The sequence below is a fragment of the Rhodococcoides fascians NBRC 12155 = LMG 3623 genome (genome assembly GCF_001894785.1).
GTDB classification, from domain to species: domain Bacteria; phylum Actinomycetota; class Actinomycetes; order Mycobacteriales; family Mycobacteriaceae; genus Rhodococcoides; species Rhodococcoides fascians.
Genome location: NZ_BCWW01000004.1, coordinates 332,488 through 357,122 on the forward strand (window position 1 = coordinate 332,488; position 24,635 = coordinate 357,122).

Annotated in this window: 21 protein-coding genes; 11 read left to right on the plus strand and 10 right to left on the minus strand. The window is 64.8% G+C overall.

The window, feature by feature from the left end; all coding sequences use genetic code 11:
• Positions 1-130: 130 nt before the first annotated feature.
• From dapA to RFA01S_RS12725, 5 genes are all read left to right on the plus strand, one after another.
• Positions 131-1,009 carry a 4-hydroxy-tetrahydrodipicolinate synthase gene (gene dapA, locus RFA01S_RS12705; protein ID WP_238325180.1) on the plus strand — a complete coding sequence of 293 codons (879 nt, stop codon included), beginning with the start codon at positions 131-133 and terminating at the stop codon, positions 1,007-1,009.
• Between the two features lie 71 nt (positions 1,010-1,080).
• Entirely contained in the window at positions 1,081-3,462 is a 2,382-nt protein-coding gene (locus RFA01S_RS12710; protein WP_032408246.1) for an ATP-binding cassette domain-containing protein, read from the plus strand.
• A 32-nt stretch (positions 3,463-3,494) separates the two neighbouring features.
• Positions 3,495-4,055, plus strand: a complete 561-nt coding sequence (locus RFA01S_RS12715) for an isochorismatase family protein (RefSeq protein WP_027497135.1) — start codon at positions 3,495-3,497, stop codon at positions 4,053-4,055.
• 98 nt (positions 4,056-4,153) lie between these two features.
• A complete protein-coding gene (locus tag RFA01S_RS12720; RefSeq protein ID WP_027497136.1) occupies positions 4,154-4,954 on the plus strand; it encodes a HugZ family pyridoxamine 5'-phosphate oxidase in 801 nt (266 codons plus the stop codon).
• A 112-nt stretch (positions 4,955-5,066) separates the two neighbouring features.
• Positions 5,067-6,470, plus strand: coding sequence for an NAD(P)/FAD-dependent oxidoreductase (locus RFA01S_RS12725; RefSeq protein ID WP_032370564.1), 1,404 nt, complete (start codon positions 5,067-5,069; stop codon positions 6,468-6,470).
• Positions 6,471-6,561: 91 nt separating this feature from the next.
• Here the strand turns inward: RFA01S_RS12725 and RFA01S_RS12730 are convergent, their stop codons facing one another.
• The 8 genes from RFA01S_RS12730 to RFA01S_RS12765 all read right to left on the minus strand — a co-directional run bounded on the left by RFA01S_RS12730 (position 6,562) and on the right by RFA01S_RS12765 (position 13,767).
• Positions 6,562-7,221: an urease accessory protein UreD gene (locus RFA01S_RS12730; protein WP_032370565.1), complete on the minus strand. Its 660-nt coding sequence runs from the start codon at positions 7,219-7,221 to the stop codon at positions 6,562-6,564.
• Positions 7,222-7,224: 3 nt separating this feature from the next.
• Positions 7,225-7,929 carry an urease accessory protein UreG gene (gene ureG / locus RFA01S_RS12735; RefSeq protein WP_032370566.1) on the minus strand — a complete coding sequence of 235 codons (705 nt, stop codon included), beginning with the start codon at positions 7,927-7,929 and terminating at the stop codon, positions 7,225-7,227.
• A gap of 61 nt (positions 7,930-7,990) precedes the next feature.
• Positions 7,991-8,680, minus strand: coding sequence for an urease accessory protein UreF (locus RFA01S_RS12740; protein WP_052060889.1), 690 nt, complete (start codon positions 8,678-8,680; stop codon positions 7,991-7,993).
• Entirely contained in the window at positions 8,680-10,401 is a 1,722-nt protein-coding gene (locus tag RFA01S_RS12745) for an urease subunit alpha (RefSeq protein WP_027497140.1), read from the minus strand. Before RFA01S_RS12745 ends, RFA01S_RS12740 begins: the two co-directional genes overlap by 1 nt.
• Positions 10,401-11,033: an urease subunit gamma gene (locus RFA01S_RS12750; protein WP_052060888.1), complete on the minus strand. Its 633-nt coding sequence runs from the start codon at positions 11,031-11,033 to the stop codon at positions 10,401-10,403. Before RFA01S_RS12750 ends, RFA01S_RS12745 begins: the two co-directional genes overlap by 1 nt.
• 50 nt (positions 11,034-11,083) lie before the next feature.
• Complete coding sequence (locus RFA01S_RS12755; protein ID WP_052060887.1) at positions 11,084-12,355, minus strand: DUF6986 family protein; 1,272 nt, start codon at positions 12,353-12,355, stop codon at positions 11,084-11,086.
• A 5-nt stretch (positions 12,356-12,360) separates the two neighbouring features.
• Positions 12,361-12,822, minus strand: coding sequence for a PaaI family thioesterase (locus RFA01S_RS12760; protein WP_027497142.1), 462 nt, complete (start codon positions 12,820-12,822; stop codon positions 12,361-12,363).
• Positions 12,823-13,044: 222 nt separating this feature from the next.
• Positions 13,045-13,767, minus strand: coding sequence for a hypothetical protein (locus RFA01S_RS12765; RefSeq protein WP_238325197.1), 723 nt, complete (start codon positions 13,765-13,767; stop codon positions 13,045-13,047).
• Between the two features lie 222 nt (positions 13,768-13,989).
• Between RFA01S_RS12765 and RFA01S_RS12770 the strand changes: the two genes are divergently transcribed.
• Genes RFA01S_RS12770 through RFA01S_RS12780 form a run of 3 tightly spaced genes read left to right on the plus strand, consistent with a single transcriptional unit; the run spans position 13,990 to position 17,431 of the window.
• Positions 13,990-15,465 (plus strand): iron chelate uptake ABC transporter family permease subunit, encoded by a 1,476-nt coding sequence (locus RFA01S_RS12770; RefSeq protein WP_072692087.1) that lies wholly within the window; start codon positions 13,990-13,992, stop codon positions 15,463-15,465.
• Positions 15,466-15,512: 47 nt separating this feature from the next.
• Entirely contained in the window at positions 15,513-16,565 is a 1,053-nt protein-coding gene (locus tag RFA01S_RS12775) for a FecCD family ABC transporter permease (protein ID WP_174557250.1), read from the plus strand.
• Entirely contained in the window at positions 16,562-17,431 is an 870-nt protein-coding gene (locus RFA01S_RS12780) for an ABC transporter ATP-binding protein (protein WP_027497146.1), read from the plus strand. Before RFA01S_RS12775 ends, RFA01S_RS12780 begins: the two co-directional genes overlap by 4 nt.
• Positions 17,432-17,440: 9 nt before the next feature.
• On the opposite strand, the gene RFA01S_RS12785 is transcribed toward RFA01S_RS12780, so the two are convergent.
• Together RFA01S_RS12785 and RFA01S_RS12790 are read right to left on the minus strand one after the other, a co-directional pair.
• On the minus strand, positions 17,441-19,963 hold the full coding sequence (locus RFA01S_RS12785; protein WP_139278439.1) for a bifunctional lysylphosphatidylglycerol flippase/synthetase MprF: 2,523 nt from the start codon (positions 19,961-19,963) through the stop codon (positions 17,441-17,443).
• Positions 19,964-20,064: 101 nt separating this feature from the next.
• A complete protein-coding gene (locus RFA01S_RS12790; RefSeq protein WP_032370569.1) occupies positions 20,065-21,366 on the minus strand; it encodes an alpha/beta hydrolase in 1,302 nt (433 codons plus the stop codon).
• A gap of 194 nt (positions 21,367-21,560) precedes the next feature.
• Between RFA01S_RS12790 and RFA01S_RS12795 the strand changes: the two genes are divergently transcribed.
• The 3 genes from RFA01S_RS12795 to RFA01S_RS12805 form a co-directional block, all read left to right on the plus strand.
• Positions 21,561-21,977: a BlaI/MecI/CopY family transcriptional regulator gene (locus RFA01S_RS12795; protein WP_032366177.1), complete on the plus strand. Its 417-nt coding sequence runs from the start codon at positions 21,561-21,563 to the stop codon at positions 21,975-21,977.
• A 23-nt stretch (positions 21,978-22,000) separates the two neighbouring features.
• A complete protein-coding gene (locus tag RFA01S_RS12800; protein WP_032370570.1) occupies positions 22,001-22,957 on the plus strand; it encodes a M56 family metallopeptidase in 957 nt (318 codons plus the stop codon).
• Positions 22,958-23,238: 281 nt separating this feature from the next.
• Positions 23,239-24,635: DEAD/DEAH box helicase (locus RFA01S_RS12805; protein WP_072692088.1), on the plus strand; the 1,397-nt coding region annotated here is incomplete at its 3' end.

Genomic DNA, 24,635 nt, shown 5'->3' on the forward strand with positions numbered 1-24,635 from the left:
AGGTACGCAATACTGCCGAAATTACATCGCTGGACCGAGACGATCATGTGGGCTCACACTCGGACGATGAACATGTCCACTCCTTCGGCCACGTCGACGTTCGGCACCAACCTGGTTGCCATGTGCACCGATGAACGCCGATGGGCAGGTGAGCCGCACCGGCACGGACGCCTTGCTGACCCACTTGCTCGCGACCGGTTGCGACGGCGTCGTCGTCGCCGGCACCACCGGGGAGGCACCGACTCTCACGCCGCGTGAGCAGGCCGATCTGATCACGGCGACGCGCGAATTCTCGGGCCACGCCCTGCGTGTGATCGCGGGTGTCGGCACCAACGACACCTCCGCCGGGATCGAGTCGGCGCGACGTGCCGCCGATGCGGGGGCCGACGCATTGCTCGTCACCGCCCCCTACTATTCGCGCCCCACGCAGGCCGGCGTCGCCGATCACATCGTCGCCATCGCCGATGCCGGAGCCCTTCCGGTCATGGTGTACGACGTGCCGGCTCGGACCGGTGTGCCGATCGACGCGTCGACCCTGGTCGACCTCTCGCGGCATACCTCGATCACGGCGGTCAAGGACGCGAAAGGCGACCTGTACGAGGCGATGAACGTCATGGCTGAAACCGACCTGGCCTATTACTGCGGTATCGACGAATTGACCCTGCCCTATCTGTGCTGCGGTGCAACGGGTTCGGTGAGTGTGGTCGGCAATGTCGTCGCCGACCGCTACGCCGACCTCTTCGACGCGGTCCGTGCCGGAGATCTGACTCGCGCGAACGCGGTACAGCGATCGCTGCTACCTCTCGTCGAGGCCGTCATGCGCACCACCCAGGGAGCGATCATGGCCAAGGCGGCCTTGGTCGCCATCGGTGTGCTGGTCGACGCCACGGTGCGGCGACCGTTGCTCGAATCGTCCGCCGCAGATCTGCAGCGTCTGACCCACGCGTTGGCGGTGACAGGAATCGATCAGGAATCGAGAAGCATGCGCGTTCCGATACGACTACCGTGATCGCACACATACCTCGGTGCAATCGACCTTCTCGGTTTCGGTTGCCGTGACGATCAGGAGACACCGCGAGCATGGCGACGACCAAGGTCACGCAGAAATCGGCAGCGCACGCCGCCGACAGTCACGATCTGATTCGAGTACAGGGCGCGCGGCAGAACAATCTCGCCGACATCAGCGTCGAACTTCCCAAGCGACGCCTCACGGTGTTCACCGGTGTCTCCGGGTCCGGAAAGAGCTCCCTCGTCTTCAGCACCATCGCGGCCGAATCCCAGCGCATGATCAACGAGACCTACAGCGCCTTCGTTCAGGGCTTCATGCCGACTCTCGCGCGGCCCGACGTCGATGTGATGGACGGGCTCACGACGGCCATCATCGTCGATCAACAGCGAATGGGTGCCAATCCCCACTCCACCGTCGGAACCGCCACCGACGCCTATGCCATGCTTCGCATTCTATTCAGCAGAGTGGGGAAGCCGTATATCGGCTCTGCACAGGCTTTTTCGTTCAACGTGGCATCGGTCTCCGGTGCAGGTGCTTACAAGGTGGACAAGGGAGGTCGTCAGACCACCGAAAAGAAGTCCTTCTCCGTCACCGGTGGAATGTGCCCGCGCTGCGAGGGACGCGGCTCGATCAACGACTTCGACTTGAATGCCCTGTACGACGCGAGCAAGTCCCTCAACGAGAGCGCCATCACGATTCCCGGCTACAGCATGGAAGGCTGGTACGGCAGAATCTTTCGCGGCTGCGGTTACTTCGACCCCGACAAACCCATCGCGAAATACACGAAGAAAGAGCTCGACGATCTGCTGTATCGAGAGCCCACGAAGATCAAGGTCGAGGGCATCAATCTGACCTATTCGGGCCTGATCCCTCAGATCCAGAAGTCGTTCCTCTCTAAGGACGTCGACGCGATGCAGCCGCATATCCGGGCGTTCGTGGAGCGTGCGATCACGTTCACCACGTGTCCCGAATGCGACGGAACGCGGCTCAACGAGGGTGCACGATCGTCGAAGATCAAGGGCATCAACATCGCCGACGCCTGCTCGATGCAGATCAGCGATCTGGCCACGTGGGTCGCAGGCCTGAAGGAACCGTCGGTCGCACCGCTGCTGACGACGCTGAGCGAGACCCTGGACTCGTTCGTGGAGATCGGCCTCGGCTACCTGAGCCTGAATCGGCCGTCGGGCACACTGTCGGGCGGAGAAGCGCAGCGCACGAAGATGATTCGACATCTCGGCTCGTCGTTGACCGACGTCACCTACGTGTTCGACGAGCCGACGACGGGTCTTCACCCCCACGACATCGAACGGATGAACAACCTTCTTCTGCAGTTGCGGGACAAGGGAAACACCGTTCTCGTCGTGGAGCACAAGCCGGAAACGATCGCCATCGCCGACCATGTCGTCGACCTGGGGCCCGGTGCCGGCAGTGCGGGTGGGCACGTCTGCTTCGAGGGCACCGTCGACCAACTGAGGCAGAGCGATACGGTCACCGGCCGCCATTTCGACGACCGCGCGAGTCTCAAGGATTCGGTTCGCGAGTTCTCGGAGGTGCTCGAGATTCGAGGGGCGGATTCGCACAATCTGCGAGACGTGGACGTCGACGTTCCACTCGGCGTGCTGGTCGTTGTCACCGGAGTGGCGGGCTCCGGTAAGAGCTCGCTGATTCACGGGTCGCTTTCGGGCACCGACGATGTGGTCTCGGTCGATCAAGGTGCCATCCGCGGATCGAGGCGAAGCAACCCCGCGACCTACACGGGTCTGCTCGAACCCATCCGCAAAGCCTTCGCGAAGGAGAATGCGGTCAAACCCGCTCTGTTCAGCTCCAATTCGGAGGGTGCCTGCCCGACGTGCAATGGGGCGGGAGTCATCTACAGCGACCTCGCCATGATGGCCGGCGTTGCTACGACGTGTGAGGTGTGCGAGGGCAAACGGTTTCAAGCTTCGGTACTCGAGTACCATTTCGGCGGCCGAAACATCGACGAGGTGCTGTCCATGTCGGTGGCCGAGGCCGAGGATTTCTTCTCCGACGGACCGGCGAAACTGCTTGCAGCACAAAAGATTCTGCAACGGCTGAATGACGTCGGACTCGGCTACCTGAAGATCGGCCAGCCGCTGACGACTCTCTCGGGCGGCGAACGGCAACGACTCAAGCTCGCGACACACATGGCCGAGAAGGGTGGGGTGTACGTACTCGACGAGCCGACCACCGGGCTACACCTCGCCGATGTGGACAAACTGCTCGGGTTGCTCGACCGCCTGGTCGATTCGGGTAAGTCGGTGATCGTCATCGAGCACCATCAGGCCGTCATGGCCCACGCCGACTGGATCATCGACCTCGGCCCAGGAGCCGGGCACGACGGCGGCCTCGTGGTGTTCGAGGGCACCCCCGCAGATCTGGTGGCGGACGGATCCACCCTGACCGCGAAGCACCTGGCCGCGTACGTCGGATAGCTGACCAGAACCGAACACTCGATGGAGACGACGTGACCACCCTGCCCGACCGCCCTGCAACTGCACTGTTGATCGTCGACGTCCAGAACGACGTCATGGCCGCCGCCCACGATCGCACTCGCGTCGTCGACAACATGGTGCGACTGGTCTCACGAGCGCGAAAGACCGACACACCGGTGATCTGGGTGCAGCATTCCTCGGACCACGAGCTCGTGTCCGGCAGCCCGGGCTGGCAACTCGTGGAGGAACTTCCGATCGACGCCGGAGACGCATTGGTGCACAAGAAGCATGGAGACGCCTTCGAGGACACGTCCTTGGAGGAGGTGCTCGCCGGTGCCAGCGTCGGTCGTGTGGTGGTTGCCGGCGCGCAAACGGACTTCTGTGTGCGATCGACTCTGCACGGAGCTCTGATTCGTGGGTACGACGTGACCTTGGTCAGCGACGCCCACACGACGGAGAACCTGCCGGACCCCGCCCTGCCTACAGCGCAGCAGGTCATCGCGCACACGAACATGTACTGGGACAACCAGACCGCACCCGGTCGAACCGCATCGGCCGTCGCCACCGAGGACGTCGCGTTCGTCGGCCGCTAGCCTGACGCTCCTATTGTTGCTCTGTTCGACTCGTGCTGACGGCAACCCGGTCACGCACGCACACCATCTCGTTCCGGGACGAACGTAGACTGCCGCCCATGGCACTCGATCACGGCGATCCCGGCGACGCCCCGTCCGTTCCCCCTCCCCTGTCTCCGGTGGTCGCGGACCGTCGTCCGTCGGCGGCCGAGGAGGCGCGCACGATCGCTGCGTCCACCAATATTGCGACGCTGGCCAGCCTGACCGCCGACGGCGATCCATGGGCGTCGTTCGTGACATACGGCTTGCTCGACGGAGCACCCGTGCTGTGCGTGTCGCGGATGGCGGAGCATGGTCGAAATCTCGACGGTGATCCACGAGCGAGTCTGTCGATCGTTGCACCCCAGTCACAGACGGACCCGCTGGCCTCGGGCCGCATCACGCTGGCCGGGGTGGTCGAGCGACCGGCAGGAGCCGAGCTCACTGCCGCACGACAAGCGCATCTCGACGCGGTGCCGGCCGCCAAGTACTACGTGGATTACAGCGACTTCACGCTTTGGGTCATGCGAGTGCATCGGGTGCGATGGGTCGGCGGGTACGGCCGAATGGATTCGGCGACGGCCGACGCGTACTCCGAGGCGTCCCCGGATCCCGTGTCTCCGTCCTCGGCCTATGCCGTCGAGCACCTCAACGCGGACCATTCGACGTCTCTGTTGGCGATGGCCCGAAAGCTGGGGGGCTACCCGGACGCGACCTCGGCGACGTGTACGGCCGCAGATCGATACGGCCTCGATCTGAACGTCCACACACCGCGCGGTGTGGCCTACACCAGAGTCGGTTACGCCGAGCCCATCGATTCCGCGGACGAGCTGCGCGCTGCAACGGTGGAACTGGCCAAGAGGTCGGCTACTGCCCCGTAGTTCCCCGCGACAGCGATAGCTGCCCGACGACCGGTAGCTGGGCCCTTGGCGAGACGCTCCGCCCCGGGGCGACTACCGTTGTGGCTACATCGCAACGTCTAGGGAGCAGGTAATGAGCATCCAACCGGTCGAATCGAAGCGTCACCGTGTCGTCGTCATCGGTTCCGGGTTCGGAGGTCTGTTCGGCGTCAAGGCGCTCAAGAAGGCCGACGTCGACATCACCCTCGTCGCAAAGACGACCCACCACCTATTCCAGCCGCTGCTCTACCAGGTGGCCACAGGCATTCTGTCCGTCGGTGAGATCGCTCCCACTACCCGCGTCATCCTGCGCAAGCAGAAGAACGCCGAGGTGTTGCTGGGCGACGTGCTGAACATCGACCTCGAGGCCAAGACGGTCACGTCCAAGTTGCTCGAGCGCGTCACCGTCACCCCGTTCGACAGCCTGATCGTGGCCGCCGGTGCCCAGCAGTCGTACTTCGGTAACGACCATTTCGCCGAGTTCGCGCCCGGCATGAAGACAATCGACGATGCACTCGAACTGCGCGGACGCATCCTTGGAGCCTTCGAGCAGGCGGAACTCTCCGACGACCAGGAGGAGAAGGACCGCCTGATGACGTTCGTCGTCGTCGGAGCAGGTCCGACGGGTGTCGAACTCGCAGGGCAGATCGCAGAACTCGCCGACCGCACCCTCGACGGAGCGTTCCGCAACATCGATCCCCGCGACGCGCGCGTCATCCTGCTGGACGCCGCACCGGCCGTCCTTCCCCCGATGGGCGAGAAACTCGGCCGCAAGGCAGCCGAACGGCTCGAGAAGCTCGGTGTCGAGATCCAGCTCAACGCGATGGTCACCGACGTCGACAACGACGGCCTGACCGTCAAGGAAAAAGACGGAACGACGCGTCGCATCGAGGCTCAGTGCAAGGTCTGGTCCGCGGGCGTGCAGGGCAGCCCGCTCGGCAAGCTGCTGGCCGACCAGTCGGGTTCGGAGACGGACCGCGCCGGCCGAGTTCTGGTGGAACCGGATCTGACTGTCAAGGGTCATCCGAACGTCTTCGTCATCGGCGACTTGATGTCGGTCAAGGACGTTCCCGGCATGGCACAGGGTGCGATCCAGGGTGCCACCTACGCAGCCAAGCTGATCAAGGCATCGGTCAAGGGGCAGGACGACCCCACCCAGCGAGCACCCTTCAAGTACTTCGACAAGGGCTCCATGGCCACGGTGTCACGGTTCAATGCGGTGGCGAAGGTCGGCAAGCTGGAGTTCGGTGGCTTCATCGCATGGCTCATGTGGCTCGCCCTCCACCTGTACTACCTGGTGGGGTACCGTAGCCGTATCACCACGGTCATTTCCTGGTTCGTCACGTTCCTCGGTAGAGGCCGTGCTCAGATGGCATCGACGGAGCAGCAGGTGTTCGCGCGGCTTGCCATCGAACAACTGAACTCTCTCGAGAAAGCGGGCGACGTGAACAAGCGGACGGCCGAGGTCGAAGAGGAACGCGAAAAAGCAGCGGGTTGATCCACGCAGCACCCGCAAGGTAAGCGAAGCAGAAAGGGCTCCGTCCGACGCACATCGTCGGACGGAGCCCTTTCTTTCTGCCCTGCCCGATCTATCGGGTCGGCTGAAGGCGATGACCGACGGAGGTACTCAGCGAGCCACCCCCGGCCAAGGACAACCGTACGGTGCCGCCCGCCAGATCGACCTCGGAATCCCGACTGTCCGGATAGCGAAGCGTGCTGGACATCGACATCGGTGCCGACAAGCCGTCGTGCGCCACCGTCCCCTCCCCCAGTTCCACCCGGTGGCGCAACAGCGGCCGGCCTCCCACATCGCAGTGCATCGAACTCGCCCACTGTCCCGCCACCTCGTCGAGCCTGCCGATCTGTACGCGCTCACGCAGCCAGAGATCCGAGTCTTGTTCCAGTTCGATGACATTGAGCACCGTATGAGAGGCATCGGAGACGACGACCATCGGCTCGGGGTCGAAGACGAGTGACGCTCCCGCCCCCAGCTCGACGTGCCAGTGCGCCGACGAATGACGTTGTGCTGCACCGGGCATCGCCAAGGACGCCGCCACACTACGCACATCCAGACGAGCGCCGGCAGCCACCGAGATCCTGACGCTGATGGTGTCTCCGCCGAGAGGCGTGGCCGCGGTGCCGATCAAGTGGACGGTGTCGGGCCCCGTCTGCCTACCTGCGAGTCCGCCGACCGATGTGATGCGGGGACTGCGTCGACGACTCGCGTCGATGCGGAGCTCGGTGTGCATCGTTCAGTGCGCGTGGTCGTGTGCGTCGGCGTCGGCGATGACCTTCAATTGCTCACGCACCCAGCCGAGCACCGTCGTTGCTGCGGGATCGTCCGTGAGAGAGATCAGGGCCGTGGGACGACCCTCGCGCACCTGCGCGGCGTCGCGCTCCATCACACCCAGATCCGCACCGACGTACGGCGCGAGATCGGTCTTGTTGACGACGAGCAGGTCGGAGAACGTCACGCCGGGACCACCCTTACGAGGCACCTTGTCTCCTCCCGCGACGTCGACGACAAAAATCTGGACGTCGATCAAACCGGACGAAAACGTGGCGGTGAGATTGTCGCCGCCGGACTCCACCAGAATCAGGTCGAGAGGGGGGTTGTTCTCGATCAGGTCGTCGATCGCGTCGAGATTGGCGGTGATGTCGTCGCGTATCGCGGTATGCGGACAGCCGCCGGTCTGCACGGCCGTGATGCGCTCGTCCGGCAACACTGCGTGCCGCCGCAAGAAGTCGGCATCCTCGGTGGTGTAGATGTCGTTGGTGAGCACGGCCAGAGACAGCTCGTCGCGGAGCTGGCGGCACAAGGCGGCCACCAAGGCGGTCTTGCCCGACCCGACGGGTCCGCCGATTCCCACACGCAAAGCATCGCCTGCGACCCGTGTGCGCTTGGGTCGGTCCAACCCGTGGTCGTGGGGCTCACCGTCGATCAGGTGCGGGGGCATGACATCTCCTTCGGTCGAGAAAACGGTACTGCGGTCGAGAACCGTGTCGGCGGTCGTGAGTTCAGGATACGAACAATGGGCGATCGCGGACGGCGTGGGCTTCCGCGAACATGTCCAGCAGCGGATCGGACAGCTCCATCAGAACCGGGAGCGATGCGCACGCGGCGTCGGCCACTTCATCGCAGAAGTCCCCCAACCGAATGGTGCACGAGGCAACCTCGGCGGGGTCGAGCGCAAGCAGACGTTGCGCCGCGATCGCCGAGCCGGTCATGGTGATGTACACCTGCACGGCCGCGGTGTCGGCGACGGACAGATCTGCTGCGAGTCCCACGTGCCCGGCCGCGACGGCCAGATGCGGCCGTCGGCCGATGGACTGCCAATCGTGATGCGGCCACGCTGATTTGGCCAATCTGAGCAACCCCCGACCCTGAGCTCGCGACGCAGCTCGCACTGCCGGCGACGGCGTCCGGGCATCGCACTCGGCATCGGCCGCATCCGTGTCCAACGAGCCGAGAACAACCGCACCCGCGATGGACGCCGCCGTGGCTCCCGACGTCCGAATTCGCCGACGCAGAAATGCCTCGAGGGTATCGATGTCGCGCACGAAACCTGATGCGATCGCTTCTTCGACTCCCCCGGAATGGACGTGCCCACCGGTGGGAAGCCGCGAATCTGCAAGCGAGAGAAGGGTTGTGACCTGTCGACGTGCAGCGTACGACGACGCAGTCGACGAGAGGGATCCAAGCGCCATCAGAAGAGGAAATACCGTTGCGCCATCGGCAATTCGGACGCCGGTTGTTCCTTCCACACCTCGCCGTCGATACGCACGGTGAAGGTGTCCGGATCGACTTCGATCTCCGGAAGCGAATCGTTGAGCGGCATATCGGCTTTCCTGATCCCGCGCACGTTCGCAACCGGAACGAGACGGCGATCGCACGCAAGGCGATCGGCCAGACCGTCCTCGATCGCTTGTGGCGCAACGAAATGCAGCGACGTCGCAGCGGCTGCCTTGGGTGACGCTCCGAACATCGGCCGCGGCAGCTCGGGTTGCGGCGTAGGAATGGATGCATTGGCGTCGCCCATCGCGGCCCACGCGATCATGCCGCCCTTGATGACCATGTGCGGACGCACACCGAAGAAGGCAGGATCCCACAACACCAGATCGGCGAGCTTGCCCGTTTCGATCGACCCGATCTCCGCATCGAGACCGTGGGCCACGGCCGGACAGATCGTGTACTTCGCGACGTATCGCCTGACCCGATTGTTGTCGGCACCGTTGTCCCCGGGCAGGTATCCGCGCCGCGCCTTCATGACATGAGCCGTCTGCCAGGTTCGCAGTACCACCTCACCGATACGTCCCATGGCCTGAGCGTCGCTGCCGATCATCGAGATCGCTCCCATGTCGTGCAGCAAGTCCTCGGCCGCGATGGTCGACGGCCGAATGCGGCTCTCGGCGAACGCCAGATCCTCCGGAATGCTCGGACTGAGGTGATGGCACACCATCAACATGTCGAGATGCTCGTCCAACGTGTTCACGGTGTGCGGACGCGTCGGATTGGTCGAGCTGGGCAGCACGTGTGCTTGCGCGGCAACGGTGATGATGTCGGGAGCGTGCCCGCCGCCGGCACCTTCGGTGTGATAAGCGTGTATTCCACGGCCGTTGATCGCAGCGAGGGTGGTCTCGACGAATCCGGCCTCGTTGAGGGTGTCGGAGTGAAGAGCCGCTTGAACCCCCGCCTCGTCGCACACTCGCAGGCACGCGTCGATCGCGGCGGGAGTCGACCCCCAATCCTCGTGCAACTTGAATCCCGAAGCGCCGCCGCGCAACTGCTCCCACATCGAATCGGGATTGACCGTGTTGCCTTTGCCGAGCAGCACGATGTTCATCGGCCAGTCGTCGAGCGATTCGAGCATCCTGGACAGATGCCACGCACCCGGGGTGACGGTGGTTGCCTTGCTCCCTTCCGCGGGCCCGGTACCACCCGCGATCACCGTGGTGATGCCGCCGCCGAGGGCTTCTTCCTTGATCTGCGGGCAGATGAGGTGCACATGGCAATCGATGCCGCCGGCCGTGACGATCTTTCCGTTGCCCGCGATGATCTCGGTCGATGGCCCGATCACGAGATCCGGATGAACGCCGGTCATGGTGTCGGGATTGCCGGCCTTTCCGAGCGCAACGATCCGACCGTCGCGAATACCGAGGTCTGCCTTGATGATTCCCCAGTAATCGACGACGACGACGCCGGTGATGACGGTATCCGGGGCACCGTCTGCCCGGGTGGCACGAGACTGGCCCATCGACTCACGGATCACTTTGCCGCCGCCGAACACCGCTTCCTCGCCGGCCTTGCCCGGACCGCCACTTCGGTCCTCGGTGATCTCGATCAGAAGGTCGGTGTCGGCCAACCGAATCCGATCACCCGTCGTAGGGCCGAACAACTGGGCGTATCGACTGCGACTCATACGCGCCATCAGCTGTCCAACTTTCCTGGAGGTGTCATGCTCAAGCCGTATACCTCGCGGGTCCCACCGAGGGGCACGAGTTGCACCGTCTGCTCGATGCCCGGCTCGAAGCGCACGGCAGTGCCGGCCGGAATGTCGAGCCGACACCCGTAGGCGCGATCGCGATCGAACTGCAGGGCGGCGTTCGCTTGAGGAAGATGCACGTGACTTCCCACCTGCACCGGTCGATCGCCGCCGTTCACCACCGTCAACGTGATCGATTCGGCGCCGTCGTTGATCTCGATATCTCCTGCGACGGTGAAGATCTCACCCGGAACCAGATGGCCGTCTCTGCGCTCGGGCGAGATCGGCTCGTGCACCGTGATCAGTTTCGTTCCGTCGGGGAACGTCGCTTCCACCATCACCTCGGGAAGCAGTTCGGGCACACCACTCAGTACGTCGTCGGCCGTGAGCACTTCCCGGCCCGACGCCATCAGCTCGGCCACGGACTTTCCGTCACGAGCACCCTCGAGGAGGTGATCGGTGATGACCGCGATCGCCTCGGGGTGATTGAGTTTCAGGCCGCGAGCACGGCGCCGCCGCGCGAGTTCGGCGGCGTAGCTGACGAGCAGTCGATCCTGCTCGTGCGGAGACAACCGCATGTAGGTTCTCCGTCCGATCGGTGATGATGCTCGGCAATTCTGACACGCAGTCAGCCCAAGGGCACGGTGACCGACCGATCGAGCAGACCCCGCAGGACATTTCGGTCGACAGAAGGGGCCACGTCCTGCAGTTCGGTGACCCCGAACGCGCCCGCGTCCAGGCCGCGTACCAAGACGCCCGCGAGAGCCTGCGCCGTCGCCGGCTCGTCCATCACATCTCCGCCGCGACGATCGAGGTAGTTGCCCAGCCGAGCTGCGGCGACGGGCATCGCGTGACGAAAGAACTCGAACGTGGCCAACCACCGCGTCACCAGATGACCGGGGTGCATGTCCCACCCCTGGTAGAAGCCCCGCTCGAGGGATCTGGTCACCAGATCGAAGTGGCGCCGCGCCGACGCTGCCACTTGTTCGGAGCTACCGGTCGGAACCACCTGGGTGGACCCGTCGCACACCCACACGCCTGTCTGCGCTGCCGCAACCAACATGATGTTCTTGGCATGGTCTGCCACCGGATGAGCCAGAGATTGCTGCGCCGATGTGATTCCACACGCCGCGCTGTAGTCGTAGGTGCCGTAGTGGAGCGACGTGCAGCGACCATCCGCGCGGGCTATCGCACGCGCCAACGTCGTCGTACCGTCGGCACCGATCACGGCCTGCGGGCTTTCGATCTGCAACTCGAAACGGAGTGCCCGATCGGGAAGACCGTGAGCCCGCTCGAGTTCATCGCACAACGCGACCACGGCCGAAACCTGCTCGACCGCGCGGAGTTTGGGCACTGTGAACACGAACCCGTCGGGCACTCCCCCGGCCCCGTCCAGGACGAGTTCCAGGGTTCGAATGCCACGCCGACGCTCATGAGCGGCAAGGCCTTTCGCACGGATGCCCAGCCACGACGGGCCCGCCGTGTCGTGTGCCAGCGCAGCCAACGCTGCACCTGCTGCCGCGGCGTGACGATCCTCGACGGCGTCGGAGCGCCACCCGTAGCCGTCCTCGAAATCGAACCTGAGGTCCTGGATCGGTGCTGCGTTCAGCCGGTCCCGTACCACCGGTAGAGCATCGGTGGTGCCGAGGCCGGCGAAGGCCTCGGGATGCGCATCGAGCAGGCCGAGGGCTGCGGTTCCCCATGCGGCCGGGATGTTCTCGGACGCCTCGGAGGCCGGGACGTAGACAGTGTGGGAGGGCTGCCCGCCTATTCGGTCTCCCGGATAGTGCTGCGCCAGATCGGCATCGATGGCCTCGAAGAGTGCTTCGATGCGGGCGAACGCGTCGTCGGCCAGCGCTCCGCCGGCGGAAGGGGGAACGACATCGTCGTGTCCGGTCATGGGCTTCACTGTCCCAGACGTGCTGTGTTTTCGATATTCGCCAGCCGCACTTTGCCCTGTGCCACCAGGCGACCGCCCTCGTCGGAGATGTCGACCTGCCAGAGTTGCTGGGTGCGGCCTCGATGGATCGGATGTCCGTGCGCGGCAAGAGAGCCCGAGCGCGTTGCTCGCAGGAAGTCCGTGCTGTTGTTCACCCCGACGACATGACCGCGCGAACCGAACCAGGCCGATCCACCGATGCTGGCAACCGATTCCACCACGGCGCACAGAACACCACCGTGCATGATCCCGGCCGGCTGGTGCAGTTGCGGGGTGACATCCCACTCTGCGCGAACGACGTCGCCGGTCACTTCTCGGTAGGTCAGTCCGACCACGCCGTCGAATCCGCGTCCGCAGAGTTCGGTCAACTGTTCCGGGGTGAGGGTCTCGAAGGGGCTCGCTTCGGTGGTGCCGTTCGAATCGGTCATTGCTCCGCTTCCGGTCGCGTACTGAGAATGTTCGCCGACTGCAGTCGACCCATGACCAGAAATACACGACACTCCGCCCGAGAAAATCGGTGGGCCTCTCGTTCGAGTCGAACGAGAGGCCCACCGTGGCAAGGACCGGGAGACACTGCAGCCCTCAGGTCTCCGGCGCGGTCCGTTGGTATGAAATTAGCATAGGCATACCTCATTTCGGACGCAAGGCCTTCAGGAGGCGCGTAGGCGCTGCCGGCCCGGGACTCCGACTCGCGATCGCACGGGCGCGCCGGCAGCGACCATTGCGTCGAGCAGTAACTGGCCTCGCCGCGTTCCGGCGGATGGGCCGGTCCCGGCCAAAATCGGGACGTACGTCGACGCACCGAGGATCGCGTCACCCACCAGCGCCCAGAAGACGCGAGCATCCAGCGGAGCCCGCTCACTGATCGCGCGATAGACAGACCCGAGAGACGTCAGGCACCGATGCGCGGTCCAGACGAGAAGAGCCTGTTCACAGGGCAACGTCACGGTTCCGGGCTCGCCGGCTGCCGGATCCTCCGGCAGCACTCGCAAGATGGGCGACGCAACTCCCGCCCAATCGATTCCCCCGTCGCTGTCCATATGGATCCACAAGTTCTCGATGCCCGGATCCCAGGCACGCGCTTCGAGCACGAGCAGTGCTACAACCCGTCCGACCACCGCATGAATCAGCGCAGTCGCCACCTGCACCGCCGCAGCGTGCGGCACTTCGAGATCCTCGAGCGAACGGCGGTACATCTGCTCGACGCGACCGTCGTCGAGACCGACCGACAGCTGCCACCAACGCCGCTTGCCCTCGTCGGCCATGGCGGCCACCGCGTACATCCTCGGATAGTCGGGATTGAGCGCGCGCAGAGTGGAACACGACTCGGCCAACAGCGCGTGCCCACCGGATCGGTCCGAGAATCGGTGCACATCGGCCCAGCCCGTGAATGCCGCAGTTGCAACTGACACCTGAATGCTCCTTCTGTTCGTGATCGGTGAACTCGCCCCACCGTCGACCAATGGATGTAGGTTAGCCTAACCAGATACGGCTGCCGAGTCAGGCACCGCTACCCTTACCTCGTGTCGCACGGCGAGCAAGGGTTCCGTAACCTAAACCGTGTCCCTTCGATCCAGCGAGGAGTCACGACCCCAGTGACCACAGCTCCGCTACTCGGCCCTCACGGCTCGCGTCGCTCGCCCGACGAGCGATACGGGACCGAGGACGTGCCCACCGGGCCCGCACCGCGGAGTACACGCATCGCAGCCGCGGGGATCGACGCGCTGATCGTGCTCGTGCCGTTGTTCATCGGGTGGTCTATCGTCGACGCCCTTCGCGACGACAACGGCGGTGGCCAGGCCGACCGTGTCGTGTTCGGAGCCATTTCTGTTTCGGTGGCCGTCGCCTTGTTCGTCTGGAACCGCGGCTACCGCGATGGCAACGAGGGGCAGAGCACAGGTAGACGGTGGATGAGTCTGACGCTCCGCGACACCGACACCACCGGCCCGGTCGGTGTCCGTCGAGCTCTCCGTCGCCAGTTCGGTCTCGGCCGGTCCAGTTCGGAGGTCGTGCGCGAGAAGACCGCTGCAGCGGATGATTTCGAGCCCATTCCCAAGGATGGTTCGGTTGCCGCCATTCGCCGACGCAGATTGCTCGGCCTGGCAGTGCTGGTCGTCGCTCTGGCCGCCGGCATCTTTGCGAGCATCGCCATCGGTGCCCGACCACTGACGTTCGCCGAGATCGCCCATGCATTGATCGATTCGAACGGCACGGACACCGACATCATCGTGCGGACCTTGCGGGTCCCCCGAACGGTGCTGGCGTTGGTGGTCGGCATCGCGCTCGGTATCGCAGGTGCCCTCATCCAGGGACATACGCGCAACCCGCTGGCCGATGCCAGCTTGCTCGGCCTCAATTCCGGGGCTGCGTTCTTCGTCGTCATGGCCATCTACCTGTTCCGGTTCACCTCTCCGAGCCAGTACCTGTGGTTCGCGTTCGCGGGTTCGGCAGTGGCGAGCGTCGTGGTGTTCGGTCTGTCGTCCATCGGGTCGGGCAGATCGAGTCCGATCAACCTCGCCCTGGCGGGCGCGGGTGTCGCGTTCTTCCTCTCCGCGATGACGAATGCCGTCGTGTTGCTCGACCAAACGAGCCTCGACGGCTACCGCTTCTGGGTGGTGGGATCGGTCGCCGGTCGGGAGCTCGACGTGCTGTGGCAGGTTCTCCCCTTCCTGATTCTCGGTGTGCTGATCGCACTCGCCAGCACCCCGGGCCTGAACGTCATGAGCCTGGGCGAGGACTTAGCGCGATCCCTCGGAACCAACATCGCGGTCACCCGAACCGTCGGAATCCTGGCCATCACTCTGCTGACCGGAGCGGCAACGGCCGCTTGCGGGCCCATTGCCTTCGTCGGCCTCGTCGTTCCGCACATCGCCCGAGCGGTGACCGGACCCGACTACCGCTGGCTCGTGCCCTACGCGGGCCTCATGGGCGGCGTGATGCTGATGATCGCCGACGTCATCGGACGCGTCGTGGTGCGCCCGGGCGAGTTGCAGGTGGGCATCGTCCTCGCACTCTTCGGCGCGCCGTTCTTCATCGCACTGGTACGCCGTAGAAAGTTGGCGAGCCTGTGACCGCCGAGATCCGGTCCCCCGAACCCTCCACGGCCGGTCCCGGCACCGTGCCCGCACGGCCCGCCGTTCGCCTGGGGCGGGTGTCCCTTGTCCGCCGTCCACTGATGGTCGTCACCACCGTCCTCGTGGCTGCCGCCTTGATTCTGGTCATGTGTGTCAACATCGGCCGCGGCGACTTTCCGCTGTCGATCCCCCAGGTGCTCGACGTCCTGCTCGGCGGCGGAACGCGGATCGAACGGTTCATCGTCATGGACCTGCGCCTGCCCCGGTCGTTGACGGGCTTGCTCGTCGGAGCGGCCCTGGGAATTTCCGGTGCGATCACGCAATCCATCTCTCGAAACGCACTCGCCAGTCCCGATATTCTCGGCATCACCGCCGGTGCCAGTGCTGCAGCCGTCGCGCTGATCGTCCTGGGCGGCGGCGGTACCTTCAGCGGTCTGCTCGCCACCCTCGGGCTGCCACTGGCAGCGCTGATCGGCGGAGTACTCACCGCAATAGCGATCTACTCACTCGCCTGGCGGAAAGGCGTCGACGGCTTTCGCTTCATTCTGGTGGGAATCGCCGTCAACGCCATGCTCACGGCCGTCATCGGGTGGTTGCTGATCAGCGCCGACATCAACGACGTGTCGCGCGCGCAGGTCTGGCTCAACGGTTCTCTCAACGGAGCCAACTGGTCGACGGTGTGGCCGGTCGCAGTCGCCGTCGTCATCGTCGGGGGCGCAACCATCGTGTCGACGTTCACGCTGGGAGCACTGCGTCTGGGTGACGACAATGCACGATCGCTCGGAGTGCGGTTGCAGCACAGCCAAGCCGTGATGTTGCTCGCCGCCGTCGCACTCGCTGCCGTTGCCACGGCTGCAGCCGGACCGATCGCGTTCGTCGCACTGGCAGCCCCGCAGATCGCGGTACGGCTCCTTCGAACCCCGGGACCGCCGATCATCGCCTCGGCACTACTGGGCGGACTGCTGGTAGTGGCGAGTGATCTCATCGCGCGGACGATCCTGCCGGTGGAACTGCCGGTCGGCATCGTCACCTCGGCACTCGGTGGACCGTTCCTTCTGTACCTTCTCGTGCGCAGTAATCGAAAGGCTTCCGTATGACAATCAGCCACGCCTCGCGTTTGGTCGCAGACGATCTCAGCCTCGGTTACGGCGACCGGACCATCATCGAGCACCTCGACCTCGCGATTCACACCGGAGTGATCACCACCGTCATCGGCCCGAACGGCTGCGGCAAGTCGACCCTGTTGCGATCGCTCGGACGCCTGCTCAAGCCCAAGGCCGGAAGCGTGATGCTCGACGGCCGGGCGATCTCCTCGATGAAGACCAAAGAGGTTGCCCGAACCCTGGGCATGCTGCCGCAGGCACCTACTGCTCCGGAAGGACTGACCGTCGCCGATCTGGTCTCGCGCGGTCGTCACCCCCATCAGTCGTGGATCAGGCAGTGGAGCTCGGACGACGAGGCAGAAGTGGCCAACGCACTCGAACTCACCGGCGTCGGCGACCTCGCCGACCGTCCCGTCGACGAGCTGTCCGGTGGTCAACGGCAACGCGCCTGGATTTCGATGGCACTGGCGCAGGGCACCGACATCCTGCTGTTGGACGAGCCGACCACCTACCTCGACCTCGCCCACTCCATCGAGGTACTCGACCTCGTCGATCGCCTGCACGAGGAGCTCGGCCGCACCATCGTCATGGTGTTGCACGATCTCAACCTCGCACTGCGATACAGCGACCAGTTGATCGTCATGAAGCAGGGAACCATCGTCACGTCCGGTCGCCCTCAGGACGTCATCTCGGAGGAACTACTGCTCGACGTGTTCGGTCTCGAGGCAGCCGTGATCGACGATCCCATGTCGGATCGCCCGCTCATCGTTCCGATCGGAACTCGCCACGTGTACGGGTCGGTCGGTGGTCCGGTGAAATCGGACAGGCGTTCCGGGACACCGGACTCGCGGGCTGTCTAGCGCAGACCGTCACCGCTCGATCATCGTTCGGACGAGCTTGAAGCCCTGACCGATGGACACGTCGGGCAGGTAGGCCCGGCCGATTGCGTTGCCGATACTGGGCAGGGCGGCCGGATCGGCGAACGTCATGTGCATCGGCTCGTAGCGCGGCTGGAATTTGGATTTGAATGCCAGCAGAGACCGGAACCCGTAGACAGGTTCGAGGGTGCGCCCGAGTACATCGAGCAACCGTTCGAGCAAGCCGGACAGCGTCGACTGCTCGGCGCTGGACACGTGCTCGGGCTGCTTCTCGTCGACTTTGGCCAGAGGTGCACCGGACAGGCTCAGGAACCTGGCCCCCTCCTGCTCGAGGAGCAGGGCGGCTGAGGCGATGAGAAACTCCATTGTCGGCCGAAAGCCTTCCGACCGTCTCCGCATGAAATCGAGCGTCCACCCGACGATGACGCCGTCCTCGTAGACGGGCATCCACGACGTGACCCCGTGCACGGTTCGATGTTCGTCGACGGCAATCAGGCATCGCACGTTCTCGTCGTCGACCTCCTCGAGACTGCCGAGGGTGAAGCCCATCTCCGGCATCCCCTTGTCTGCCACCCACTCTTCGGAGATCGCGGTGATCTGATCGGTGATGGCCAGTGGAGCGGTGGGGAACCGAATCCACTCCGCGACGACGCCTGCCTTCTTCGCTCGATTGAGCGCAGTACGAACATCCTGGAACCGCTTGCCGGTGAACGCTATTCCGTCCAGATCGAGCACGGTCTCCTCACCGACCTGGATACCGCCCCATCCCAGAGAATCGGTGATGCGCCGGACGGCCGGGGTGCCAGAGTAGAAACACGGAATCCACCCGTTCTTCGACGCGAATTCGGCGAACTCGACGACGTTGTCTCGCAATGATTCTCGCGGCCCGACAGGGTCACCGGTGGTCAAAGCCACGCCGGAAATCACGCGATACGCCACGTAGCTGCGGCCGTCGGCGCTGAACCAGTACTTGTTCCCGCGCCAGGTCGTCATCCACGACAGCGCCGAGCCGCTGCTCGACATCAGCACGCTGCGAGCCCGTTCGGTGGCATCGGTCTCCGAGCCGTACACCGGTGTGAGGAAGGTGCTGATCGTGAGCACGCACACCACGACCCAGAACACGACGCCGGTCCACTCGAACAGCAAGGTGGTCGGGATGCTCTGGGGTAGAAGGGCGGGCTCGAGCCACTGCAGATAGACCGGCGGAACCAGCCTCTGCGGGAAATCGACCAGCAATCCGCCGAAGGACGGCGAGTCGGCGAAACCGCCGCGACCGAGATAGCCACCGATCGAGTAGATCAGGCCGAGTCCTACTACGGCGGCCACGACGGACGCGGCCCAGCGTCGGTACGTGCCAGCCGGTGCCGACACGTCGAAGAACTTCCGAGTGACGATCAGGACCAGCAGGACGATCAGGGGCAGAAGGAAGGGCACGGCAGTGCGGTAGGCCGTGGGAGATTCCAGCCCGTAGAACAACGATTCGTCGTCACCGGCTTCGAGGAATCGGATGGCGTAGTTCGCCACCGACAGCGCGAGCAGAACCACCTGCGAGATCACTGCCATCGCCCACGCGAACCGTCGACCGCGGCGCAAACCGTCACTGACCACCAACAGGAACAGCGACGGCATGATACTCAGGATCGTCGGTCCGACTCCGCCCAGCCTGAGGTCGAGCAGCCCGCGGCGGCATTCCACCGGATCGGTCGTGGCATCGGCGCAGATCTCACGAACCTCGGCAGCTGTGTACGGCACACCGCGAACCACGTCGCGAAGCACCGCGAACGGCCCCACAGCATTGGGGCTCAAGGCCGCCAGCACCGGACCCAGGGCACTGGCGGCGACGATCAGCGCGACCAGGACACGTCCTTCACGCTGCGTTCCCGCCAATCTCGGACCGCGCGCCGACCGGCCGACGATCCACGGGCCCACGATCAGACCGATCACCGCTGCCGCCAACCGAACGACGTCCTGCAGATGACCGCCGAACAAGGCCAGGGTCACCAGAAGGGTCAGCAGTCCGACGCGAATCCGCCTGCGCCACAGCGTGTCCATCCGCGACGTGGCAACCAGCACCACGCCACAGACCCATGTCGTCGGGCCCACGGCCGTACCTACGTGGAGGCGGAAACCCCAATCCTCGTCGACGGTCTTCGCCAGCACGGCCAGGCCCAGCCCGAACAACGACCCCGCAACCTGCGTCACGAATGCGGCTACCGCGAACCGACGGGAACCGATACGACGTTCGATCGGGGCAGCAGCGAGGAGCACCGCAACGGTCGCCACCACGCAGCCCGCAATATTCGGCGCTGCCAGACCAGATGTCAGCGGCGTCCAGAGATGCCAGTGCTCGAACGGGACGATGCCTACCGCGAAGTACCTGTCGACCTGACCATGGCCGTCCGACACGACGGCATACATCCCCGAAAGCCAGACCACGGCGAGCAGGGTGAAGCTGACCGGGGCACCCACGGCACCGAACAGGATCAGCGACCACAATCGCCGCGACTGCCGCATCGTCGCCGAGGCGGCGGATCTCACGACGGCCACCTTCTCGGACATCCACGTCGGTGCCGCAGCATCGATCGCTTCCGTCGAACTCCCCGACTCGTCGGTGTTCACGCCGTCAGTCCTGTTCTCGTAGCCAGCCACGGCAGTTCTCGACGTAAGCCTTCGGACCACACCGCGAAGCTGTGTCCCCCTGGTACCTCCACGTACTGCACATCCATTCCAGCGGCCTTCGCCGCGTCGTACATCTCCTGCTGGCCCGGTTGGTAATCCTTGTCCTCGGACCCCACGACGAAAATACCGGCAGAGTCCGGGTATCGACGCGATTTCAGCAGGTCGAGAGGGTTGATCGCGGTGAACGCTGCGGCGTTGCCGCCGAACGCCTGCTGCACGGTTCGATCTCGATCGCCGAGGGTCGGCTCGCGCTGACCCGACAGGTCGAGAAACGTGGGATAGACCTCGGGATGATTGGTGGCCATCTGTATCGAGCACGTTCCGCCGTAGGACAATCCGCCGATCGCCCAATGAGCACGGTTGCGATCCACCTGCAGGGAGTTGTCGATCCAATCGGGAACGTCACGTGCGAGGTACGTGGCCGCGTTGCCGAGTGTCGAATCCACGCAGAGCGGATTGGCGATCGACGAACCGGTGCCGTCGGCCACGACCACCACCGGTGCCAGACCGGCATGATCACGCGCGAAGTTGTCCATGGTCTCGGCGAGCTTGCCCCCGTTGAACCAGTCTTCGGGTGCGCCGGGCTGGCCGGCGAGCAGTACGAGGACAGGAAGGAGCGGACGGGGATCGGCGAAGTAGGCCGGCGGTAGGTAGATCTGGGCGTCTCGCGCCGTGAAGTTCGACGCGGTGGCAGGAATGGTGGCGGAGGTGACGCGGCCGGCGGAAGGCAGGTCGGCAGGTGCGGACCAGGCAGATTCCAGGGGCGTGCCGGTGACGGTGTCGGAGACCGGAGGCGGCACGTCCGAGAACGCTATGCGCTCGGCCGACTCGACACCGAGCGCATTTCCCACGGTCGGATACGCATCGAATTCGAGGTTGACGTGCAGAGCAGACGTTGCCACCACGAGTACCGCCGCCAGCACCGACACCACTGTGCCGACCACGCCGCGGGCAGCGATCGACCGTGGTACGAGTGCGAACAGGGCAGCCACACCCACCCCGATCCACACGTAGATCGACATGTCGATCGGATCGGGGAACGGACGCCATACTTTTTCGACCACTACGTAACCGATGGCCGTGACGACGATCGCCGCGGTGGCAGCGATCGGCAGCGCACGCCTGGCGTACCGACGCGACCTCGAGACCAGCAACCACAGTCCGCCGGCGGCGCCGAGCACGGACACGATCACCGGCAGTGGCCCATCGAGCAACGACAGTGAATCGAACCACTTCACGCGAGGTCTCCACTCATCTTTCCGACTCGGCCCACCGGCACCAACTCACGACAGAGTATGCCCACGGACCCGCTCACAGTCACGACCCGCCGACGCCACTCGACCGCGGCTATGACCGAGACCACAGCACTCGGACGGTAGTTACTACTACGAGTAGTACGCATCCGCGTCGGACTGGCCGTAGACTCGGAGGAATGGCTGGCCTTGGTGAATTGGAACGCGCAGTAATGGACCATCTGTGGGAATCGACGGAGCCGCAGACCGTTCGTCAGGTCCACGAGGCCCTTGCGACTCATCGTGAACTCGCGTACACGACCGTGATGACGGTCCTGCAGCGTCTGGCGAAGAAAAGTTTGGTCGTCCAGCAGCGCGACGACCGAGCTCACCGCTACGCCCCGGTCCATGGTCGCGACGAGTTGGTCGCGAGCCTGATGGTCGACGCGTTGTCCCAGGCCCCCGCCTCCGGCGGTCGTGCAGCTGCCCTCGTGCACTTCGTCGGGCAGGTCGGAGCAGATGAGGCCGCCGCCCTCCGTGAAGCACTCGCGGCGCTGGAAGTGGCACAATCGACGACAGAGTCACCTTCTGCTGCAGAAGGCCGTCCGACGGACTGAGGCTCCTCGTAGTAAGTGAGGACATGAACTCCACCACTGCGCTGGTATTCGCGATACTCGCGCTGATCCTGGCTGGACCTGTGCCGGCGATGCTCGCCCGCGCGAGCTGGCCGTACCGGTCGCCTCGCGCTGCTCTGGTGCTGTGGCAGGCCATCGCCCTCGCGGCCGTGTTGTCGGCCTTCAGTTCCGGCCTCGCAATCGGCGGATTGCTGCTCGTGCCGGGCCCCGACGGCCGTCCGACCACGGCTCCGACCGACGAGATCGACGCCTTGGGCCTGCCTCTGTGGACCTTGTACGTGGTGGTGCTCGCGATCACTCTGGGCATCGGAGCGAAACTGATGTTCTCGGTGGCTCAGGTGGCGGTGCGTACCCGCCGTCGCCGCTCCCGTCATCGCATGTTGGTCGATCTGCTCGACCGGACCGACAAGAGCGACAATCCGTTCAGGGGCCTGCGTGATGCAGACATCCGGGTTCTGGACGCGGCGGAACCGATTGCGTATTGCCTGCCCGGACTACGGCAGCGGGTGGTGCTGAGCCGCGGAACGCTTGCCAGCCTCTCCGAAGCGGAAGTGACCGCGATCCTCAGCCACGAGCGATCACACCTACGATCCCGGCACGACCTCGTGCTGGAAGCGTTCACCGCGGTCAACGAGGCGTTCCCCAGAATTGTTCGTAGCAAGTCCGCCCTGAGCAGCGTTCAGTTGTTGGTCGAACTGCTGGCCGATGACACGGCGGTCAAGGTCACCGGACCCACCCCTCTCGCGCGCGCACTCGTGACGTGTGCCGGATCCACCGCACCGCGGGGTGCCATGGCAGCCGGCGGACCGCACACACTCATTCGCGTCCAGCGGTTGAGCGGGCCGGGCAGCGACGTCCGGGTCGCCGCTGTGGCATATCTGGCCGCCGTCGTCATACTCGTGCTGCCGACCATCTACGTCGCGATGCCGTGGCTCGAAGAGCTGAGCAAACTCCTCGGCTGATCGAGCGCCGCCACGTCAGGGGGGTCACGCAGGTCACACCCATCCGGGTGAACAAATGGCGGTACGTCCCGTACAGTAGAACTCGGTCGCCATCGCGACCAAGCAATCGAAATGGCACAAACAGCCCCACTTTATGCAGGTTCGACCTGCGTACCGATGGCCAGGTGACAGTGCCCTGGCTCGTATCAATGTGTTCTGGCTGTTTTTCGTGTTTCCCTTCTCGTCGGGTCTCTCAGCTTCGGGCTTATTGGCGTGCCCGCAATCCGGAGAGGCTTTACTGCGTGACCAACGCTGTTTCCAATACCACCGTTTCCCCCGAGTCCGACTCGACGGCCGTACCGACGCCCGCAGCGGCACCGGCGTTCACATTCGCCGAGCTCGGTCTGCCCGAGGCAGTCGTCGCGGCTCTCGCTCGTAACTCGATCACCGTGCCGTCCCCCATCCAGGAAAAGGCGCTTCCCGACGCCATCGCCGGCAAGAACGTCCTCGGTCGCGCGCAGACAGGTTCGGGCAAGACCCTCGCCTTCGGCCTGCCGATCCTGCAGCGCCTGTCGCTGCACACCGATCGACCGGCCGCCAAGCGCCCGCGTTCGCTCGTACTGGTTCCCACCCGCGAACTCGCGTTCCAGGTAGTCGAGTCGCTCGCTCCCTACGCCAACGCACAGGGCCTCCGGGTCATGCCTGCCGTCGGCGGCACCCCGTTCAACAAGCAGGTCGAGCAGCTTCGCCGCGGAGTCGACGTACTGGTCGCCACTCCGGGACGACTGGCAGATCACCTGCGTCAGGGCACCTGCATCCTCGACTCCATCGAGATCACCGCGCTCGACGAGGCCGATCAGATGGCCGACATGGGCTTCCTGCCCGAGGTGCGCGCCGTACTCGCCGATACACCCGCAGACGGCCAGCGGATGCTGTTCTCGGCCACCCTCGACCGCGAGGTCCAGTCATTGGTTCGCCAGTTCCTGCCCGACCACGTCGAGCACTCCACCCAGGACGGCAAGGCCAGCGTCCGAACCATGGACCACTACGTCCTCATGGTCGACCGCGGCCAGAAGGATCTGGTGCTCTCGGAGATCGGTGCCCGTGAAGGCGGCCGCACCATCATGTTCGCGCGCACCAAGCTGGGCTGCGACGGCATCACCGATCGCCTGCGCGCCCTCGGCATCGCTGCAGAGTCGCTGCACGGCGGCAAGGCACAGAACCAGCGCACCCGAGTGCTCGAGCGATTCAAGAACGGTCGCACCCCTGTGCTCGTGGCCACCGACGTCGCGGCCCGCGGAATTCACGTCGACGGAATCGACCTGGTCGTGCACGTCGATCCGCCCGCCGACCACAAGGACTACCTGCACCGCGCCGGCCGCACGGCACGCGCTGGAGAAAAGGGCACCGTCGTCGCGATCGTGCTCCCCAATCAGCGTCGTCAGGTTCTGCGTTTGACCGGGATGGCCGGCGTCAAGGCCACCGCGGTCAACGTCTCCCCCGGTTCGGCCGAACTCAACAGCATCACCGGAGCCAAGAAGCCGACCGGTGAGCCGTTGCGTGCCGAATCCACCCCGCGTGATCGCAACAGCCGCCCGCGCACCGGTGGCTACCAGGGGTCCAACCCCCGCAGCGGTGGCTACCAGGGTTCCAACCCGCGCAGCGAAGGCGGCTACCAGGGTGACCGTCCCCGCACGGG

Excerpts from the sequence above, each read along its gene's own strand:
- dapA (WP_238325180.1), top strand. The coding sequence starts at position 131 with ATGAACGCCGATGGGCAGGTGAGCCGCACCGGCACGGACGCCTTGCTG.
- RFA01S_RS12710 (WP_032408246.1), top strand. The coding sequence starts at position 1,081 with ATGGCGACGACCAAGGTCACGCAGAAATCGGCAGCGCACGCCGCCGAC.
- RFA01S_RS12720 (WP_027497136.1), top strand. The coding sequence starts at position 4,154 with ATGGCACTCGATCACGGCGATCCCGGCGACGCCCCGTCCGTTCCCCCT.
- RFA01S_RS12725 (WP_032370564.1), top strand. The coding sequence starts at position 5,067 with ATGAGCATCCAACCGGTCGAATCGAAGCGTCACCGTGTCGTCGTCATC.
- RFA01S_RS12730 (WP_032370565.1), bottom strand. The coding sequence starts at position 7,221 with ATGCACACCGAGCTCCGCATCGACGCGAGTCGTCGACGCAGTCCCCGC.
- ureG (WP_032370566.1), bottom strand. The coding sequence starts at position 7,929 with ATGCCCCCGCACCTGATCGACGGTGAGCCCCACGACCACGGGTTGGAC.
- RFA01S_RS12740 (WP_052060889.1), bottom strand. The coding sequence starts at position 8,680 with ATGGCGCTTGGATCCCTCTCGTCGACTGCGTCGTCGTACGCTGCACGT.
- RFA01S_RS12745 (WP_027497140.1), bottom strand. The coding sequence starts at position 10,401 with ATGGCGCGTATGAGTCGCAGTCGATACGCCCAGTTGTTCGGCCCTACG.
- RFA01S_RS12750 (WP_052060888.1), bottom strand. The coding sequence starts at position 11,033 with ATGCGGTTGTCTCCGCACGAGCAGGATCGACTGCTCGTCAGCTACGCC.
- RFA01S_RS12755 (WP_052060887.1), bottom strand. The coding sequence starts at position 12,355 with ATGACCGGACACGACGATGTCGTTCCCCCTTCCGCCGGCGGAGCGCTG.
- RFA01S_RS12760 (WP_027497142.1), bottom strand. The coding sequence starts at position 12,822 with ATGACCGATTCGAACGGCACCACCGAAGCGAGCCCCTTCGAGACCCTC.
- RFA01S_RS12780 (WP_027497146.1), top strand. The coding sequence starts at position 16,562 with ATGACAATCAGCCACGCCTCGCGTTTGGTCGCAGACGATCTCAGCCTC.
- RFA01S_RS12785 (WP_139278439.1), bottom strand. The coding sequence starts at position 19,963 with ATGCGGCAGTCGCGGCGATTGTGGTCGCTGATCCTGTTCGGTGCCGTG.
- RFA01S_RS12795 (WP_032366177.1), top strand. The coding sequence starts at position 21,561 with ATGGCTGGCCTTGGTGAATTGGAACGCGCAGTAATGGACCATCTGTGG.
- RFA01S_RS12800 (WP_032370570.1), top strand. The coding sequence starts at position 22,001 with ATGAACTCCACCACTGCGCTGGTATTCGCGATACTCGCGCTGATCCTG.